Annotated in this window: 18 protein-coding genes; 12 read left to right on the forward strand and 6 right to left on the reverse strand. The window is 61.9% G+C overall.

The features are described 5' to 3' along the window. Positions 1 to 151: 151 nt before the first annotated feature. From AFE_RS02150 to leuS, 4 genes are read right to left on the reverse strand one after another with little or no spacing between them, the layout of a single operon-like run. The gene (locus tag AFE_RS02150; protein WP_012536145.1) at positions 152 to 1336 is read right to left on the reverse strand and encodes an MFS transporter; all 1185 of its coding nucleotides are present in this window, start codon (positions 1334 to 1336) and stop codon (positions 152 to 154) included. A 60-nt stretch (positions 1337 to 1396) separates the two neighbouring features. Then, positions 1397 to 2389 (reverse strand): DNA polymerase III subunit delta, encoded by a 993-nt coding sequence (holA, locus tag AFE_RS02155; protein WP_012536146.1) that lies wholly within the window; start codon positions 2387 to 2389, stop codon positions 1397 to 1399. Position 2390: 1 nt separating this feature from the next. Then, positions 2391 to 2909, reverse strand: coding sequence for an LPS-assembly lipoprotein LptE (locus tag AFE_RS02160; RefSeq protein WP_009567208.1), 519 nt, complete (start codon positions 2907 to 2909; stop codon positions 2391 to 2393). Beyond that, positions 2906 to 5371 (reverse strand): leucine--tRNA ligase, encoded by a 2466-nt coding sequence (leuS, locus tag AFE_RS02165; protein WP_012536147.1) that lies wholly within the window; start codon positions 5369 to 5371, stop codon positions 2906 to 2908. The genes AFE_RS02160 and leuS overlap by 4 nt, the downstream gene beginning before the upstream one ends. Positions 5372 to 5627: 256 nt before the next feature. On the opposite strand from leuS, the gene wrbA reads away from it, so the two are divergent. The 4 genes from wrbA (at position 5628) to AFE_RS02185 (ending at position 8602) form a co-directional block, all read left to right on the forward strand. After that, positions 5628 to 6230: an NAD(P)H:quinone oxidoreductase gene (gene wrbA, locus AFE_RS02170; protein ID WP_012536148.1), complete on the forward strand. Its 603-nt coding sequence runs from the start codon at positions 5628 to 5630 to the stop codon at positions 6228 to 6230. Positions 6231 to 6246: 16 nt separating this feature from the next. Next, positions 6247 to 6888, forward strand: coding sequence for a YceI family protein (locus tag AFE_RS02175; protein ID WP_012536149.1), 642 nt, complete (start codon positions 6247 to 6249; stop codon positions 6886 to 6888). Between the two features lie 70 nt (positions 6889 to 6958). Continuing rightward, positions 6959 to 7750, forward strand: a complete 792-nt coding sequence (locus tag AFE_RS02180) for a M15 family metallopeptidase (RefSeq protein WP_012606562.1) — start codon at positions 6959 to 6961, stop codon at positions 7748 to 7750. Between the two features lie 48 nt (positions 7751 to 7798). Next, the gene (locus tag AFE_RS02185; protein ID WP_012536151.1) at positions 7799 to 8602 is read left to right on the forward strand and encodes a DNA-formamidopyrimidine glycosylase family protein; all 804 of its coding nucleotides are present in this window, start codon (positions 7799 to 7801) and stop codon (positions 8600 to 8602) included. A gap of 26 nt (positions 8603 to 8628) precedes the next feature. Here AFE_RS02185 and AFE_RS02190 read toward each other — a convergent pair whose 3' ends face one another. Further along, complete coding sequence (locus tag AFE_RS02190) at positions 8629 to 9078, reverse strand: rhodanese-like domain-containing protein (protein ID WP_009564831.1); 450 nt, start codon at positions 9076 to 9078, stop codon at positions 8629 to 8631. A gap of 199 nt (positions 9079 to 9277) precedes the next feature. Here AFE_RS02190 and AFE_RS02195 point away from each other — a divergent pair, with 199 nt between their 5' ends. The 6 genes from AFE_RS02195 to rpoS all read left to right on the forward strand — a co-directional run bounded on the left by AFE_RS02195 (position 9278) and on the right by rpoS (position 15222). Further along, positions 9278 to 10453 carry a cation diffusion facilitator family transporter gene (locus AFE_RS02195; protein ID WP_012536152.1) on the forward strand — a complete coding sequence of 392 codons (1176 nt, stop codon included), beginning with the start codon at positions 9278 to 9280 and terminating at the stop codon, positions 10451 to 10453. A 154-nt stretch (positions 10454 to 10607) separates the two neighbouring features. Continuing rightward, positions 10608 to 12023 carry a glutamate--ammonia ligase gene (glnA, locus tag AFE_RS02200; RefSeq protein WP_012536153.1) on the forward strand — a complete coding sequence of 472 codons (1416 nt, stop codon included), beginning with the start codon at positions 10608 to 10610 and terminating at the stop codon, positions 12021 to 12023. Between the two features lie 146 nt (positions 12024 to 12169). Continuing rightward, positions 12170 to 12739: a DUF4124 domain-containing protein gene (locus AFE_RS02205; RefSeq protein WP_012536154.1), complete on the forward strand. Its 570-nt coding sequence runs from the start codon at positions 12170 to 12172 to the stop codon at positions 12737 to 12739. Positions 12740 to 12837: 98 nt separating this feature from the next. Continuing rightward, entirely contained in the window at positions 12838 to 13590 is a 753-nt protein-coding gene (gene surE / locus AFE_RS02210; protein WP_012536155.1) for a 5'/3'-nucleotidase SurE, read from the forward strand. After that, a complete protein-coding gene (locus tag AFE_RS02215; RefSeq protein WP_012536156.1) occupies positions 13572 to 14297 on the forward strand; it encodes a protein-L-isoaspartate(D-aspartate) O-methyltransferase in 726 nt (241 codons plus the stop codon). Before surE ends, AFE_RS02215 begins: the two co-directional genes overlap by 19 nt. Continuing rightward, positions 14269 to 15222, forward strand: coding sequence for an RNA polymerase sigma factor RpoS (gene rpoS / locus AFE_RS02220; protein ID WP_009567248.1), 954 nt, complete (start codon positions 14269 to 14271; stop codon positions 15220 to 15222). The genes AFE_RS02215 and rpoS overlap by 29 nt, the downstream gene beginning before the upstream one ends. Positions 15223 to 15244: 22 nt before the next feature. On the opposite strand, the gene AFE_RS02225 is transcribed toward rpoS, so the two are convergent. Beyond that, positions 15245 to 15619, reverse strand: a complete 375-nt coding sequence (locus tag AFE_RS02225; protein WP_012536157.1) for an Mth938-like domain-containing protein — start codon at positions 15617 to 15619, stop codon at positions 15245 to 15247. 94 nt (positions 15620 to 15713) lie between these two features. Here AFE_RS02225 and alaC point away from each other — a divergent pair, with 94 nt between their 5' ends. Beyond that, positions 15714 to 16895, forward strand: a complete 1182-nt coding sequence (gene alaC / locus AFE_RS02230; protein ID WP_012536158.1) for an alanine transaminase — start codon at positions 15714 to 15716, stop codon at positions 16893 to 16895. Continuing rightward, positions 16895 to 18217 (forward strand): homoserine dehydrogenase, encoded by a 1323-nt coding sequence (locus tag AFE_RS02235; RefSeq protein ID WP_009567245.1) that lies wholly within the window; start codon positions 16895 to 16897, stop codon positions 18215 to 18217. Before alaC ends, AFE_RS02235 begins: the two co-directional genes overlap by 1 nt. The last annotated feature ends 11 nt before the right edge of the window (positions 18218 to 18228 follow it).

An 18228-nucleotide genomic window follows, 5' to 3' on the forward strand; every position in this document is an offset into this window, starting at 1 on the left:
GCTGGGCCCCGGCTAGATGTGCGGCAACAAAAAAACGTCGCTGATCCGTGCCGGGAAACGGCAGCCCGCGTGGCCTAACCCGCGCGGGTATTGTTGGTATTGTGCCGTTCCGGAGCCATTCCGGCAATCCGCAGGCAGCGACGGCGGGCATTCAGGACGGTCGCCAAGGGGTACCGCGGTAGACCCAGGTGGCGAGGAGTGTGGTGGCGGCGATGGCGATGCAGGCGGAAAAGCCGAAGGCATAAGGGGCGCCGACCTCTTCCCATATCCAGCCGAACAATAATCCTGCAGGGATTGCACTGATGCCGGTGGCCAGGTTGTACCAGCCAAAGGCCGTGCCGCGCTCGTCGCCGGTGGTCAGATCATTGATCTGCGCCCGTTCGGCCCCTTCGCTGAAGCCAAAAAACAAACCATAGGACAAGGCCACCGCCCACAACAGCGGGAGGCTTTCCACCATGGCGAACAAGGCGTAGTTGCAGCCGTAGGCCGACCAGCCGATGAATAAAACGGGTCGCCGCCCCAGTTTGTCGGCCAGTCGTCCACCGCCCATGCCGGTGCTGCTCTTGGCCGCATGGATGGAGGCCCAGAGCAGGAGTACCTGTACGACGTCCATGCCGAGCTGATAGGCACGCAATAGAATGAAGGTTTCAGTGGCGCGGGCCAGGGTGAACAGGCTCAGCGTCAGGAGGTAGCGCCGGATGTGGGGTGACAGCTGATGCGGGTTCAGGGAGATATGGGCTGGGGTCTTGTGATCAGGTGGTCGTTGCGCCTCACGCACGCCGCCACCGAGGAGCAAAATGGCGACGGCGCCGGGAATGGCTGACAGGAGGATGACATCCTCCAAGGGGATTCCGGAAAAATGCAAAACTGCCGCTGCCACCAGAGCTCCCAGCAGCGCGCCCCCATTGTCCATGGCCCTTTGGTAGCCAAACGCAAAGCCGGTGCGTTCCGGCGGCGTGGAATCTGCCAGCAAGGCATCCCTTGGTGCGGTGCGGATACCTTTCCCCATCCGGTCGATGCTGCGCACGAGCAGGAGCGCTGGCCAGCTGCCCACCACGGCGATGAGCGGTCGCGCCAGATTGGAAACCGTGTAGCCGATCACCGTCAGCCCCTTGCGCCGCCCACCGATGAGGTCAGAATGTCGGCCGGACCAGAGTTTGAGAAAACTCGCCACGGTATCCGCCACCCCTTCTACCAGACCCAGGGCCACCGGACCCGCAGCGAGTATGGTGGCCAGGAGGACAGGGATGAGAGGGACCACCATCTCCGAGGCAAGGTCATTGAAAAAGCTTACTAATCCGAGAACGAGAACGGTGAGTGGCAGGGCCTGGCGCATGGATGCTAAACCTTATGGGGCGCCTTCATGGCGCGAGTCTGGGTACCAACAAATCCATCGTCACCTGCACATCCGCAGGCAGAGATCGGTCAGTGCGGGCCAGACCGGCGTGGGATCCTGCCCCTTGATGCGGGCATCGATGGCGAGGCAATCTTTGATGCCCGCCTGCAGCCCCGAACGGGTCAGGCGCCGCGCCGCCGTGCGCAGCCAGCCCTGTCGTGGTGGAAAAATACGGTTCTGCCGGAAGAATGCATCGACATCCACGCCGCCAGCCCGCAATTCGGCCAACAGGCGCAGGTCCTTGTGCAGGACCCACAGGCACAAGGCCGGTTCACCGTCGCCATTGCGCAGGCGGTCGAGCATGTGCAGCATATGTTCCGTTTCGCCGCGCAGGACCGCGTCGGCGAGGTCGTAAATGGTGAACTGGCTGCTGTCTGCCAGTACCGCGCGGATGGCGACGGCATCGATGCGCTGCCCCGGATAGACCTGTTGTAATCGTTGGATGGCCTGATGGCAGGCCCCGAGGTTGCCGGCGCTGAGGTCGGTGAGCAACTGGACGGCGGCGCTGTCGGCCTGCATCCCGGCGGCGCGCAGGCGCTGCTCCACCCAGCGCGGCCAGTCCTGCCCCTCCGGGCGGTACAGCAGGAGCGTGTGGCCGTGAGTCTCGATGCCCTTGAACCAGGCGGTTTTTTGGATGCTGGCGTCAGGGCGGGGGCCGCTGAGAACCAGCAGCGCGTCGGGAGGTGGCGAGGCCAGCCAGTACTGCAGGGCGGCGCTGGCCTCTTTGGGGACCTTGGGGCTATCCAGGCGCAGCAGGAGCACGCGCTGTGCCGCGAAAAGCGAACCCGCATCCCGCTCGTCGCGCAAGGCATCCCAGATGCCGCCGTCCTGCTGAGCGAGGCGTTGTTTCTGAGCGAAGCCATGCTGTGCCGCAGCAGCCATCAGGGCGTCTTCCGCCTCCTGCAGGAGCAGGGGCTCATCGGAAAAGATGCCATATACGGATGCCAAAGGGCCGCGTAAATGGCTGGCCCAGTGCGCCGGCTTCAGCCGCATCTCAGGGCACCTGCCGGCGGAAGCCGGGGCTGTTGAGCACCCGCCGCAGAATCTGCCGCGCGCCCTGCTCCATCAGCAGACGCTGCATGGTGATCTGCTGTTCGTTGGTGGCCAGTGGGCTGGCGCTGTTGTAACTAAAGCTGTTCTCCACCAGCAGAGGTTGTGACTCAAGCAGTATTTTATGATCGTTGCCTGTCACGCTGAACTGGGCATGCAGGGTGTCGAGAAACTCCTGGGCGACGCCACTGCTCGGGCTGATGCTGATGATCCGCTGGCTGACATACGCATTGTCGATCCGGAGCAGCGGGCCGTCAGATCTGGCCCTGTTGCCGTCCCGCTGCAATTCGCGATGGACGGCCTCGGCCAGACTGCCTCCGGCGGGACCGCTGCCGACGACGCGCAACCCCGTCAGCCTGGGCGGAATGGTGGCCCCGGTCTGCAAATGAAAGCCGCAGCCGCCCAGGAGCAGCGCCAGCCCTGCCACCAGCCACCAGCGACGCCACTGCAATGTGTGGCTCATCCTGCCACCACGTTGACCAGACGACCGGGTACGATGATCACCTTGCGCACGGTTTTACCCTCCAGATGACGTTGCATGGCCGGATCGGCCAGTATGGCCTGCTCGACGTCGGCATGGTCCGCATCAGCGGGGAAATCCATGCGTTCGCGCAACTTGCCGTTGACCTGAATGACCAGTGTCACGGTATCGCAACGCAGAGCCCCGGCATCGGCCACGGGCCAGGGCGCATGGCTGATCACCCCGCTTTGCCCCATCTTTTGCCAAAGCACCTCGGCGATATGGGGCGCAAAGGGGGCCAGCAGCAGGGTCGATGCGCGCAGTCCTTCGCCCAGTACCGCCCGCAGGTCGGCCGGAGCATCCGCAGGGACCTTCATCAGGCTGTTGGTCAGTTCCATGATGGCAGCGATGGCGACATTGAAATGATAGCGCCCGTCCATATTGCGGCTGACCCGATCGATGCACTGATGCACCGCGCGGCGCAGGTCCACCGCCTCGGCAGAGAGTTCCGCGGGCACTGCCGGGGGCGTGGCGCCGTACTCGTGGACCAGACGCCAGAACCGGTTGAGGAAGCGGTAAGCACCTTCCACGGCGCTGTCCGACCACTCCAGATGCTGTTCCGGCGGCGCCGCGAAGAGAATAAAGAGGCGCGCGGTATCAGCCCCATAGCGGTCGATCAGGCCTTGCGGGTCCACCGTATTGCCCTTGGATTTGCTCATCTTGCTGCCGTCTTTGAGCACCATGCCCTGAGTCAGCAGATGGCGGAAGGGCTCATCGTGGGCGCCGTCGGCGGGCAGCAGGCCGACATCACGGAGCAGGCGGTTGAAGAAGCGGGCATAGAGCAGATGCAGCACTGCGTGCTCCACGCCACCGACATACTGATCCACCGGCAGCCAGTCGGCGGCGCGCTGGTCGAGCATCTGTCCCGCATCGGGGCAGGCGAAACGGGCGTAATACCAGGAGCTCTCCACGAAGGTGTCCATGGTGTCCGTTTCACGCCGGGCTGCGGCGCCACATTGGGGGCAGGCCACCTGGGTGAACTCGGGGTCGTCCAGCAGCGGCGAACGCGGGTCTTTGAGCTGGTAGTGGGTTGGCAGGATCACCGGCAGATCCCGCTCCGGCACCGGCACGACGCCACAGTGGGGGCAGTGGATCATGGGGATAGGCGTACCCCAGTAGCGTTGACGGGAGATGCCCCAATCGCGCAGACGGAAGTTGACTGTCTTCCGCCCCAGTCCCTTGGCGGCTACGGCCGCGGTGATACGGCTCTTGGCCTCTTCGTTGGCCAGGCCGTCGAAGGTCCCGGAGTTGAACAAGGTGCCGCCGCCGGTGTAGGCCTCCGTCATGATTGCGCCGTCGGTAGCGACAGCCTCGGACTGGATCACCGGGCGAATGGGCAGACCATATCTGCGCGCGAACTCAAAGTCCCGCTGATCATGGGCGGGCACACTCATCACCGCCCCTTCGCCATAACCCATGAGCACGAAATTGGCGGTCCAGACGGGTAGCTCCACGCCGGTAAGCGGATGCCGCACGCTCAGGCCGAGGGGATGCCCCTCCTTCTCCTGGGTTTCGATGCTGGCTTCGGAAACGGCGACATGGCGGCAGCGTTCGAGGAAGGCAGCGAGTTCAGCGCTGTTTTCTGCCGCCTGAATCGCCAGAGGATGTTCCGGCGCCACTGCCAGATAGGTCGCCCCCATCAGGGTGTCGGGACGGGTGGTGAAAACCTTGATGACCCCGTCACCAGCGGCCAGCGGGAAATGAATCTCGGCGCCCTCGGAGCGACCGATCCAGTTGCGCTGCATGGTCAGCACCTGCTCCGGCCAGCCCTCGCCCAGGGTGTCGAGGCCGGTCAGCAGTTCTTCGGCGTAGGCGGTGATGCGCAGGAAATACTGCACGATCTCCTTGCGCTCGACCGGAGCGCCGGAGCGCCAGCCGCAGCCGTCCACCACCTGCTCGTTGGCGAGGACGGTCTGGTCCACCGGGTCCCAGTTGACGGTGCTCAGCTTCTGGTAGACCAGCCCCTTCTCCCAGAGCTTCACGAACAGCCACTGCTCCCAGCGATAATAATCCGGCGTGCAGGTAGCGAACTCCCGCGACCAGTCGTAAGACAGGCCCAGCCGCTGCAATTGCCCGCGCATGTGGGCGATGTTGTCCATGGTCCACTGCGCCGGTGCCAAACCATGCTTGAGGGCCGCATTCTCCGCCGGCAGACCGAAGGCATCCCAGCCCATGGGCTGCATGACTTCTTTTCCCAGCATCCGCTGATAGCGGGCGATGGCGTCGGCGATGCTATAATTGCGCACATGCCCCATGTGCAATTGCCCCGAAGGGTAGGGGAACATGGCGAGGGCGTAGAATTTGTCTCCCGAGGGCGTCGCCGCGGCCTTGAAGGTCTGCTGATCGTGCCAGCGCTGCTGCACGGCGGCTTCGATCTCTTGGGGGGAGTAGACGGGAATTTCCATAAGTTTTTCTTGAACCGGATACCAGATGTGGCACAAAGGTTGCCATAGGCACGGGGGTGGCGCAATGGTGGACGGCCGCGTGCGGATGGCCCGCGAAGGTTTGTGGAGAAGGCGCTCGGTATGCATCCCACGCAGGATGGGACGGCATGGATTTCATGGTGGTTACTTCTCAGTACCTACTTTACAAAAGGAGTTGATGGCGGTCTATTAAGGGACAGACTCTTGTCTGGAATCCATACGCATAAGGAGGCGCCGAGTGAGCAGGATATTAGTGCTGTATCACAGTTTATGGGGGCACGTAGAGCAAATGGCCGAGGCGGAGGCAGAGGGCGCCCGCTCCGTGAGTGGGATTCAGGTGGATGTCCGGCGTGTCCCTGAGACTATGCCGGCTGAGACCCTGGCTGCGGTTCATGCCAAGACACATCAGGCGGCCCCGGAGGCCCACCCTGATGACCTTGCCAATTATGACGGCATCATTTTTGGCACTCCCACCCGTTTCGGTAACATGACCGGCCAGATGCGCAATTTTCTCGACCGCACCGGCAACCTCTGGCAGGAGGGCAGGTTGGTGGGCAAAGTCGGGAGTGTATTCGTGAGTACGGCCACCCAGCATGGCGGTCAGGAAACCACGCTGACTTCCTTTCATACCTTTCTTTTTCATCAGGGCATGTTGGTGGTAGGGGTTCCCTATAGTTGCACAGAGTTGATGAATATGGATGAGATCAGCGGCGGTACACCCTACGGTGCCAGCACCATGTCCAAAGGCGACGGCAGCCGCCAGCCTTCGGCCAACGAATTGACCATCGCCCGCTTCCAGGGGCGGCATGTCGCAGAAATCACCCGGAAATTATTCGGTTAACCCAGGAGGGTATTACATGTTTTCGCACAAAAATAAATCATGGTTTCTAGTTTGCGCGACTTTGATGCTGGGTATGGCTGGAGGCGCCAGCGCGGCGCCAGCGCACTATGCGCCCCTCAATGGTAATCCGGACGGGAGCTATACCATCGATCCGCAGCATACCAATGTGCTGTTTACGATCGGTCATGTGGGGATTACCGAGTTTACCGGGCATTTCGACAAAATCTCCGGAACATACACCTTTAACAATACCGTTCCACAAAAAGACCGGGTACGCATCACCATCCCTGCCGCCAGTATCAATACCAACTTTGCGCTTCGCGACCAGCACCTGCGCAGCAAGGAGTTTTTTGATGTAAAGAAATATCCGGATATCACCTTCGTCAGCACCAAATATGCGCCCAATGGGGACAAGGCTGGAAATCTGTATGGCAACCTAACCATGCACGGTGTGACAAAGCCGGTCATGTTCAAGGTGCGTGAGATCGGTGCAGGCGAAATTTCCTATTTGCCGAAACCCTGGGGTGGCTATTTGTCTGGTTTTGTCGCGACCACCACCATCCGCCGCTCTGATTTCGGTATGACTGCGTACTTGCCGGAGGGGTTATCCAATACCATCCACATCAAGGTCGAAGTGGAAGGCGTGAAACAATCTTGACGGCTCTTCGCCGGATCGGGTGGGCAGAGGGTGGCATGCGTTGGAGCGGTTCCGCCGTGGTTGGCCGGTCATGCGATTTTTACCATATAATCTGGTCAAGACGATGCGCCCTGATTATCTGAACATACCCATCCGGGACTGCGGTGAGCCGCTGCAAGAGATTCCCGAAAGCGCCTTCCCACGGGTGACCCCGCATCCTTACCTCGCAGTGGGGGCGCCTTATACCGGGTCGCCCTGGCGGCTGCGTTCCGGGGCGCTTTCTGCCCTGTATCGGGCGCAATCCTTGTTGTCGGGCCGACGTCCGGGATGGCGCATTGCGCTGTTCGACGCCTATCGCCCTCTGGCGGTTCAGCACTTCATGGTCTGGGATGCCTTCCGGCGCGAGGCGCAGGCGATGGGCTGTCTCACCAGGCTCTCGTCCTGCGCCGGGCCGGATGCGCTGGAGCGTCTGGATCCCGAAATCCATACCCTGCTCGCCCCCAAAGTGTACCGCTTTTGGGGGATTCCCGACCCGGACCCCTGCCGTCCGCCACCGCACAGTACGGGTGCCGCCATAGACTGCAAACTGGTGGATGGAGAAGGTCGGGATGTACCCATGGGCGGCCCTGTCGATGACTTCACTGACCGCGCCATCCCGAATTTTTACGCGTCTGCCCTGCCCGGAACGCCGGAGTATCTCCATCACCGGAATCGTGAACTGCTGGTCTCGGTCATGACCCAGGCGGGGTTTGCGCAGCATGTTGGAGAATGGTGGCACTTCTCCATCGGAGATCAGATGTGGGCGCATGCGGTGGGCGCAACGTACGCGCTGTATGGGCGGATTCCCTTCGCCGCCATTGGCGCGCCAGCGCCCACAGGTTAGACTAGGGCGCTTATCACGGGTCTCAAACCTCATTGTTCCGGAGAAAACATGGCCGAGTTGCCAGAAATAGAACTGCTCAGACAAAAGCTGCGGCGCAATATCCTGCACAAGCGGGTCGGCGTCATGCAGATGCAGAATGCCAAGGGCGAGGCACTTCCGGATGGTGCCGGCATCAAAGATGCCGCACTCAAAGGCAGGGCCATCACCGACCTGCATCGCTACGGTCAATACCTTTTCCTGGAACTGGATCGCAAGGACATCCTCGCCCTGCAGTTGGGTGGTGAGCTGAGCGGCGAACTCGAACGCGGCCCTGTTCATGGGGAAGGCGGGGAAGAGCCGCGAGCGGCATTGGAGATACAGATCAACGGCCAGCAGCGCCTGCGTTTTCAGGGGACCCAGTTGGGTAACCGCCTGCGCATGCTGGACGAAAACAGCGATGTGGACTTCCTCACCAAGCTCGGCCCTGATCCACTGATGGTGCATGGGGAAGGGCTTGGTATATTGCGCGAGGCCCTGAGCCGTCGCCGCAGCGCCCTGCGCAACATCCTGCTGGATGATACCTTCGCGCCGGGCATCGGCGGTATCTGGGCGGATGAAATCCTTTTTCAGGCCCGCCTGCGACCGGATCGCACCGCGACCAGTCTCAGCGAAGAAGAGCGCGAGCGTTTCCTGGAGCAGATCCCCAAGGTGCTGGATCGCGCCGTGCGCTGTCAGGCGAAGACCAACCTGCTGCCCAAGACCTTCCTCACCCGCCATCGGGAAGACGGGCACTGCCCGAGTTGCGGCGGCGCGCTGGAGACCCTTTCGGTGGGGGGTAAAAACGCGATGCTCTGCCCAGCCTGCCAGTCTTGACAGTCGCTATGGGCCGGGCAGATATGCTACTTGTTCTTCCAGGGCAGGCCGCTGGCCTTCCAGCCGTCTACCTTGCCGCGCTGGCCATGGGCGTCGTGTTTGCCCTCGAAACCACCAAGGACGTTATAGCAATGGCTGTAGCCCAGACCGGCCAGATGTTCGGCCGCAGCCAGAGAACGGCCACCTGTGCGGCAGAGCAGGAGCAGAAGATCATCAGGCTGAGCCTTCCCGCGCAGTTCTGCATCGAAATCGGGGTTGGGCGTCATGCCCGGATACAGTTGCCACGGCACATGGCAGCAACCTTCGACAAAGCCCGAAAAATCCAGCTCCGGGTGGGAACGCACGTCAATGAGGATGGCCTTGGGATGGTCGCGCAACACGGCGTGTGCTTCCTCCGGGGTGAGGTCCCCGGCGTGGCGTTTGCCCGCCGCCTGCGCCCGTTTCTGTGCTTCCTGCAAAATCGTTTCGGTACTCATCGTTCACCTTGTCCTGTAACGCCTTGTGGATGTCTGGACGATTAAACAGTACATGCGCACATGCTGTCCATCTCCGCGTCCTCCATATCCCGGCCGCCGCTCTGGGGAAGCCGGTTGCCGACTCGGGGCGGATCCGCTCATGGAGCGACCGGAGGGTGTGGTTCGTTGCCGGTATTGAGATCGTGAAAGGTCCGGGGTAATGGCGGAAAGCATCAGCCGCGCCGAGCGCGGCAGGCAGAATATGCGGGTGACCCTGGCGGGCGCGGGCACCAACGTGGTGCTGTTTTTCGTCAAGCTGGCGGGGGGCATCCTGGGTCATTCCGATGCGCTGGTAGCCGACGCGGTTCACTCTCTTTCCGACCTGCTGTCGGACCTCGGACTGGTGTTTGCCATGCGCTTCAGCAGCCAGCCGCCGGATCAGGAGCACCCCTACGGTCATGAGCGTTTTGAGACGCTGGCGGCGCTGGCGACGGGTACTCTGCTGGCCATCAACGGTGCTGGCATCGGGTATGAGGCGGTCCAGCGGCTCATCATCGGCCATTACGGCATGCCGGATTTCTGGACGCTCTATATTGCCGCCTTCGCGATCGCCACCAAAGAAACCCTCTATCAGATCACCATCCGGGTGGCGCGGCGAACCCGCTCCGCGGCGCTGCGCGTCAATGCCTGGGACCATCGTACCGACGCCATTTCCAGCGTCATCGTCTTTATCGGCATTGGCGGCAGTTTACTGGGGGCGCCTTATCTCGACTCGGTCGTCGCCCTCATCGTCGCCCTCATGGTGTTGCGGATTGGTCTGGTCACCGGTTGGGAGGCGGTGCAGGAGCTCGCCGACCGTGGCCTCGGTGATGAGGCGCTGGCCCATATCCGCGAAGTGATTCTCGGCTGTGAAGGGGTGCGTGATCTGCATATGCTGAAGACGCGCAAAATCGGTCATCAGGCCCTGGCGGAGGTGCATTTGCAGGTGACGCCGACCCTGAGTGTTTCCGAGGGCCACCAGATTGCCGAGCGGGTACGGACGACGTTGTTGCGGCAGGTGGATGATCTCGCCGATGCCACCATCCATATCGACAGTGAAAATGATGCGGAAGGCGGCGTCCTCCTGTCGCCCCGTAGCGATATCGAAGTGGTGGTGCGCGAGCGCCTGCAAACGCTGGATCTGCCCGCCGCCGAGCAGATGACGCTGCATTATCTCCGGGGCGGTATGGTCATCTGCCTGCGTTATGCCTTGCCGTCATCCGCAACATTCGCTAGCCTGCAGGAGACGGAAACACAGATCCAGGAAGCCCTGCGGGGGCATGTGCCGGGTTTGCAGGAAGTGGACGTGGTCTGGTGCCTGGCTGGATCGCGGTTCTTGTCATCCGGCGCCCCATAATGGTGCGATTTTTGATGTTGCACCATAGTGGTGCTCGCCATTGGTGCAACACATAGGAAGTTGTGCATCCCTTGCCCCGGTTTTGGTCTGGTATGAATTTTGTTAAGAGAGTTTGTTTCGGGTCGTAAATATTTCTTGATTGGAGGAGAAGCAAATGGGTTACAGCCCCAGTGATGTGGTCAAATTGATTCAGGAAAAAGACATCAAGTTCGTTGATTTCCGCTTTACCGATACCAAGGGCAAGGAGCAGCACGTCTCCGTTCCCGGGCATGTCATCGAAGAAGACACCTTTACCGAAGGCAAGGCTTTTGACGGCTCCTCCATCGCCGGCTGGAAGGGCATCAACGAATCGGACATGATTCTTTTGCCTGACCCGGATTCTGCGGTGCTCGACCCCTTTATGGATGAAACCACCCTTCTTCTCCGCTGTGACGTCATCGAGCCCGCCACTGGTCAGGGCTATGAGCGCGATCCCCGCTCCGTGGCCAAGCGCGCCGAAATCTACCTGAAGAGCACCGGTATTGCCGACACGTCTTTCTTCGGTCCTGAAAACGAATTCTTCGTGTTCGATTCCGTGACCTGGAATATCGATATGAGCGGTTGCGCCTACAAGGTGGACGCCGAAGAAGCCGCCTGGAATTCGGGCAAGGAATATGAATCCGGCAATATGGGACATCGCCCCGGCGTGAAGGGGGGGTATTTTCCGGTTCCGCCGGTGGACTCCGCTCAGGACCTGCGCTCGGCCATGTGCCTGGCCATGGAAGAGATGGGCTTGAAAGTGGAAGTCCATCACCATGAGGTGGCCACGGCCGGGCAGCACGAAATCGGCGTCGGCTTCAATACGCTGACCCGCAAGGCGGACGAGGTGCAGATCCTCAAGTATGTCGTCCACAACGTGGCGGCGGCCTACGGCCAGACGGCCACCTTCATGCCCAAGCCCATCGTCGGTGACAACGGCAGCGGCATGCACGTCCACCAGTCCCTCGGCAAGGACGGCAAGAACATCTTCGCGGGTGATCTGTACGGCGGATTGTCGGAAATCGCGCTGTATTACATCGGCGGCATCATTAAACACGCCAAGGCGATCAATGCGCTAACCAACCCCAGTACCAACAGCTACAAGCGTCTGGTACCTCATTTCGAGGCCCCGGTGCTACTCGCCTATTCCGCCAAGAACCGTTCGGCATCCATCCGCATTCCCTTCGTCAACAGCCCCAAGGCACGGCGCATCGAAGTGCGTTTCCCGGACTCTACCGCCAACCCCTACCTGGCATTCTCTGCCATGCTGATGGCGGGCCTGGACGGTATCCAGAACAAAATCCATCCCGGCGACGCCATGGACAAGAATCTTTACGACCTGCCCGCCGAGGAACAGGCCAACATCCCCGGTGTGGCCGCCTCTCTGGAAGAAGCCCTGCGCGCCCTGGAAGCCGACCATGACTTCCTCATGAAGGGTGGTGTGTTCTCCGAGAGCTGGCTGGAAGGTTATCTGGATGTGAAATGGGCCGAGGTGCAGGCCTTGCGCATGACCACCCATCCGGTGGAGTTCCAGATGTACTACAGCCTCTGAGGCCGGGTACTCCCTGCCGCTGCGGTCCTTTCCCCGGCGCCATCAGCCCCGTGTTGTATACGGGGCTTTTTTGTGGCCGCCACCTTGACAATACGGGGCTTGGCGACCATATACGGAAATGCCGCGCCGGTCAGGAGAACAGGCTGATGAAGTACAGGAAATCCCCTTTTACGTCTGGTAAAGGTGAATCAAAGCGTGCAGCAATGGCGGGAGCGTGTATTTTCCTGTCGGCCTTTCTGATCAGCACTTCCGTGGATGCATCAACCATTTATCGCTGGGTGGGCGGCGGTGGCGTAGTCAGCTACGGTGAAGCTCCGCCACCGGGTGCCAAAGGCGTCGAACAGATTTCCGGGGCGCCACAGGCTTCGGTCAGTACGCCGATGCCTGGGTCGGGGGTCGCCGGCGCCACATCGACGCCGGAACCACCCGTGCCCGCGCCAGCCGCCCGGCCTGCGGCCAACCCCGCATTGAAGCGCCTGCAGGGGGAATTGCTCGCGGCGCGGCTGACCCTGATCCAGGCGACAAAAAACTATGAGCAGGGCAAGGCCATCCGCACCGGAAACGAGCGTAATTATGCGCGTTACCTGGAGCGGGTAAACGGCCTGAAACAGGTGATGGATGCGGCGCAGTTGCGGGTATTGTTGCTGCAGCGGCAGATTCAGCAGGTGCAGAATGAAAACCCGGCACCGGCGGTGTCAGCGCGCGCGGCGCATTAGTCTGCGGGGAGCGGTGCGTGCCCGGAGGATGGACCCGGGGGCGCTTCGTAGCTTACTATGGACGCCAAAGTAGTCACTGCCTGCCTTTTGGAGACCTGATGCCGCGTTTCTTGATCAGTAACGACGATGGTTATCTGGCACCGGGACTGGCGGCACTTGCTGAAGCGATAAAGCCTTTGGGCGATCTGGAAGTACTGGCGCCGGAGCAGGACCGGAGCGGCGCCAGCAACTCCCTCACCCTGGACCGGCCTCTGCGGATGCGCACCGGACTCAACGGCTTTCATTATCTGATCGGCGGTACGCCTACCGACTGCGTTCACCTCGCGGTCACCGGGATTTTCGCGGAAACACCAGATATGGTAATCTCGGGTATCAACCGGGGAGCCAACATGGGGGACGATGTGCTCTACTCCGGCACCGTGGCTGCCGCCACCGAGGGGCGTTTCCTGGGGTTGCCCGCCATGGCGGTTTCCCTCGCCGGGCGCGATTGCACCCACTTTTCGACTGCGGCGCGGGTCGCCGCCAAACTGGTGACCGGGGTGCTGAGTCACGCGCTGCCTGCCGATACCATCCTCAACGTGAACGTGCCGGATTTGCCCTACGATGAAATCCGCGGATTTGAAGTGACCCGTCTGGGGCGTCGCCACAAGAGCGACATGGTGATACCGGCGGCGGATCCCCGCGGCGATCCCGTATACTGGATTGGCCCTTCCGGGCGGGAAGCAGACGCCGGTCCGGGTACCGACTTTGACGCGGTGCGTCGCGGTTATGTTTCCATCACCCCGCTGGATCTGGATATGACCCGCTACAATTTTCTGGAGGGTTTGAGTCAATGGCTGCTTCGTTGCTAGCCCTGAGTCCTGAAGTCGGCATGATTTCCCCGCGCACGCGGGGAAGAATGGTGCTCCGTCTGCGCGCGGAAGGCATCCGTGATGAGCGGGTGCTGGACGCGATGAACCGGGTTCCGCGTCATCGCTTTGTCGCCCAAGCGCTGGCGGGGCGGGCCTATGAGCCGGTATCGCTGCCCATCGGTTACGGACAGACCATCTCCCAGCCCTGGATGGTGGCGCGGATGATGGAAGCGATTCTGGAGGAGCGGGAGGTGCCCAGGCGGGTCCTGGAGATCGGTACAGGGTCCGCTTACCAGACCGCCGTGCTGGCGGAGCTAGGGGCGGAGGTCTTCAGTATCGAGCGTATCGGCCCGCTGCAGGAAAGGGCGACCGCGTTGCTGGGCAGGCTGGGCTATCGCCAGGTGCACCTGCAGCACGGCGATGGCAGCGGCGGCTGGCCGGAAAAAGCCCCCTTTGACGCAATGGTCATTACCGCTGCCGTGCCCTGCGCACTGGCGCCCCTTTACCGCCAGTTGTGCGCCGGAGGCAGTCTGGTAATGCCGGTGGAGGAGGGGGGGAGGCAGCATTTGCAGGTCAGTCATTGGGATGGCAGCACTGCGCGAGTGATTGCCCTGGGCAGTTGCCATTTTGTCCCCTTGCTAGCGGGTACCGTTTCTGTGGCCTCAGGAGAATGTGCGGATGATAAACGCGATTGGAGACGAGGATGAGGACGGGGGGTTTCCCGACGCACCCCCGATCTCGGAACAGGACGAGGATGCTCCGGAAAAGATCGATGGAGCGGAGGATTTCGGCGAGGCGCCCGACTGGGATGCCACCCGCTGTTATCTTCGGGAGATCGGACACCGTCCGCTGCTGACAGCGGAGCAGGAAGTGACCCTGGGGCGCATGGTGCAGACTGGTGATCAGGCCGCGCGCTGCACCATGATAGAGAGCAATCTCCGCCTGGTAGTAAAGGTGGCGCGACACTACCTCAACCGGGGCTTGCCACTTCTGGACCTGATCGAAGAGGGCAACCTCGGGCTGATCCGAGCGGTGGAGAAATTTGATCCGGAGCGCGGCTTTCGCTTCTCTACCTATGCGACCTGGTGGATTCGTCAGAATATCGAGCGGGCGCTGATGAATCAGACCCGCACCATCCGTCTGCCCATTCACGTGATGAAGGAACTCAGCGCGGTGCTGCGCGCCACCCGCTGCCTCGCACAAACTCTGCAGCGGGATCCGACGCCGGAGGAGGTGGCAGAAGCTTTGGATCGCTCCGTCGACGCGGTTCGCGATTGCCTGGAAATGGATGGCCGGGTGACGAGCCTGGATATGCCCTATGGCAAGGGGTCGGATCGTTCCCTGGCCGATCTGGTGGCAGACACTAACGCGCCAGGCGTGGAGCAGCGGCTGGAGAACCAGAATCTTTCCCGGCAGGTGCACCAGTGGATTGCGACCATGACCGAAAAACATCGCCTCGTGCTGCTCTGGCGCTTCGGTCTGGACGGTACGGACGGCGCGACGTTGGAAGAGGTGGGCTCCCGCCTCGGCATCACCCGGGAGCGGGTGCGCCAGATTCAGGTGGAGGCGTTGCTGGTGTTGCGCCATCGCATCGAAGCGGAAGGGTTGGCACCCGAGGGCCTGTTCGGCTGATGCCTGGCCGATTCCGCAGATTTCAGGCCAGGGGTGGCAACAACGCAGCGATGACCATGCGATCTTCGGCCAGCAGGATGTTGTAGGTGCGGCAGGCGGCGCTGGTGTCCATCACCTCCACCGCCAGTCCGGCGGCGCGCAGGGCGCGCAGCAACTCCAGCGGAAAATGCAGATGCTTGCCGGTGCCCAGCAGCACGATATCGGGTCGGCGTGTCACGACTTCGTCAAAGTGCGAGAACTCAAGGGCGTCGGCATGTTCCGGCCCCCAGGGACTGTGCAGCCACTCGGCGCCGACCAGCAGCCCCTGTCCGTAATTTTCGCCGTGAATGACGATGCCCTGCGGCCCGTAGGCATGGATGACATTGCGGTGGGCGTCGCGTTGCAGATGTAATTTCATGAGATTCTTCCCCTGCGCGGATTGACAGGCCCGCGTCGCCTCTCTATTGTTCATCGGTTTCGGCATTCGCCACAACCCTGAAGGCCCACGCCACATGAACAGTGACTTTGAACGTATCCGTCGTCTGCCCCCCTACGTGTTCAACATCGTTACGGACCTCAAGAATCAGGCCCGCAAGCGGGGCGAGGATATCATCGACTTTGGTATGGGGAACCCCGACCAGCCCACGCCGCAATACATCGTCGATAAGCTCTGTGAAACGGCACAACGGGGTGACACCCATCGCTACAGCGTGTCGCGCGGCATTCCCCGCCTGCGCCGCGCCATTACGACCTGGTATGAGCACCGTTACGGTGTGCAGCTCGATCCCGAGTCCGAGGCCATCGTCACCATCGGGTCCAAGGAGGGCATCGCCCACCTGGCACTGGCGACCATGGGTCCCGGCGATACGGTGCTGGTGCCCAGCCCGACTTATCCCATCCATCCCTACGGTTTCGTGATAGCGGGCGCCGATGTGCGCCATGTACCGATGCTACCGGGGGTGGATTTTTTCGAAGAGCTGGAAAAAGCGGTCAGGGCGGCGTGGCCGAAGCCGAAAATGCTGGTGATCAACTTCCCCCACAATCCGACGGCGGCGGTCGTGGATCTGGACTTTTTCGCGCGGATCGTGGCATTTGCCAAGGAGCACCGGATCTGGGTGGTGCATGATCTGGCCTATGCGGATATCGTCTTTGATGGCTATACAGCGCCGAGCTTTCTGCAGGTGCCAGGGGCCAAGGACGTGGGCGTCGAGTTCTTCACCCTTTCCAAGAGCTATAACATGCCCGGCTGGCGGGTGGGTTTTGCGGTGGGAAACCCGAAACTGGTGGGCGCCCTGGCGCGGATGAAGAGTTATCTGGACTACGGCACCTTTACCCCGATTCAGGTGGCAGCCATCACCGCGCTGGAAGGGCCGCAGGACTGTGTCGAAGATATCCGCCTGATGTACGAGCAGCGCCGCGACGTGCTCTGCGAGGGGCTGGACGCCGCGGGCTGGGCAGTCGACAAGCCCAAGGCGACCATGTTCGTCTGGGCGCGGATTCCTGAATCGCTGCGCAGGATGGGCTCGCTGGAATTCTCCAAGCTGGTGCTGGAGCGGGCCAGAGTGGCGGTAAGCCCGGGGATCGGTTTCGGTGACCTGGGCGACGAATATGTGCGGTTCGGGCTGGTGGAGAATGAGCACCGCACCCGTCAGGCTATCCGCGGCATTAAACACATGTTTCGTGAGGATCTGTAATGGCGGAGGATTTGGCTCCGGTACGGATCGGTATTCTCGGCATGGGCACTGTCGGCCAGGGGACGGTGCGGGTGCTGGAGCGCAATGCGGAAGAAATCACCCGTCGGGTCGGGCGGGAGCTACGGGTGGTCCATGCGGCGGTGCGTAATCCGGCGCGTCTGGAAGGATTGGGGCTGGATGCGCGGATCAGCAGCGATCCCTGGGCGGTGGTGCGCGATCCCGAGGTGGACGTGGTCGTCGAGGTGATGGGTGGGCAGGAGCCTGCCCTGAGCCTGCTGATGGCCGCTATCGCGGCGGGTAAACATGTGGTGACCGCCAACAAGGCACTGCTGGCCGAGCATGGCAACGAGATTTTCGCGGCGGCGCAGGCGCGGGGGGTGATGGTCGCCTTCGAGGCGGCGGTGGCGGGTGCCATTCCCATCATCAAGGCGATCCGCGAGGGGCTGGCGGGCAACCGGATTCAGTGGCTGGCGGGCATTATCAACGGCACCAGCAACTATATCCTCTCCCAGATGTTCCGCGAGGGCTGGGACTTTCAGCAGGCCCTGGCTGAAGCGCAGCGGCTGGGTTATGCCGAGGCCGATCCGGGGCTGGATGTGGATGGCGGCGATGCCGCGCACAAGATTACCTTGATGGCGTCCATTGCTTTCGGTATTCCGGTGGATTTCGCCCATTGCCATGTGGAAGGCATCCGTGCGCTGGAACGGACGGATGTGGTCTATGCCGCCGAGCTGGGCTATCGCATCAAGTTGCTGGGTATTGCGCGGCGCCGCGCGGATGGCGTCGAGTTGCGGGTCCATCCGACCCTGATTCCCCATAGCCACCTGCTGGCCAATGTGGAGGGACCCTTCAACGCGATTCTGGTGGAGAGCGATGCGGCGGGGCAGAGCCTTTATTATGGACGTGGCGCGGGCGGCGATCCCACGGCCAGCGCCGTGGTGGCGGACCTGGTGGATGTGGCGCGGACCATGACCGCCGATCCCAGCAACCGGGTGCCCCATCTCGCCTTCCAGCCCGATGCCATGAGTGCCTTGCCGCTGCTGCCCATGGCCGAGGTGGAGAGCGCTTACTATCTGCGCATCCACGCCCATAACCGTGCCGGTGTGCTGGCACAGGTGGCGACGATGCTGGCGGAATATGAGATTTCCATCGAAGCGCTGGTACAGAAAGAGACGCCGGAGGCAGACAGTGTGCCCATCGTCCTGCTGCTCCACCGCTGCCGGGAAGGCGACCTGGAGCAGGCAATCGCTCGCATGGAAGCCCTGCCAGTGGTCGTTCAGCCCGTGCTGCGCCTGCGTGTCGAGAGTTTGGCGGAAGGGTGAGCCGTCCGCCG

This window comes from Acidithiobacillus ferrooxidans ATCC 23270 (assembly GCF_000021485.1).
Lineage (GTDB): Bacteria > Pseudomonadota > Gammaproteobacteria > Acidithiobacillales > Acidithiobacillaceae > Acidithiobacillus > Acidithiobacillus ferrooxidans.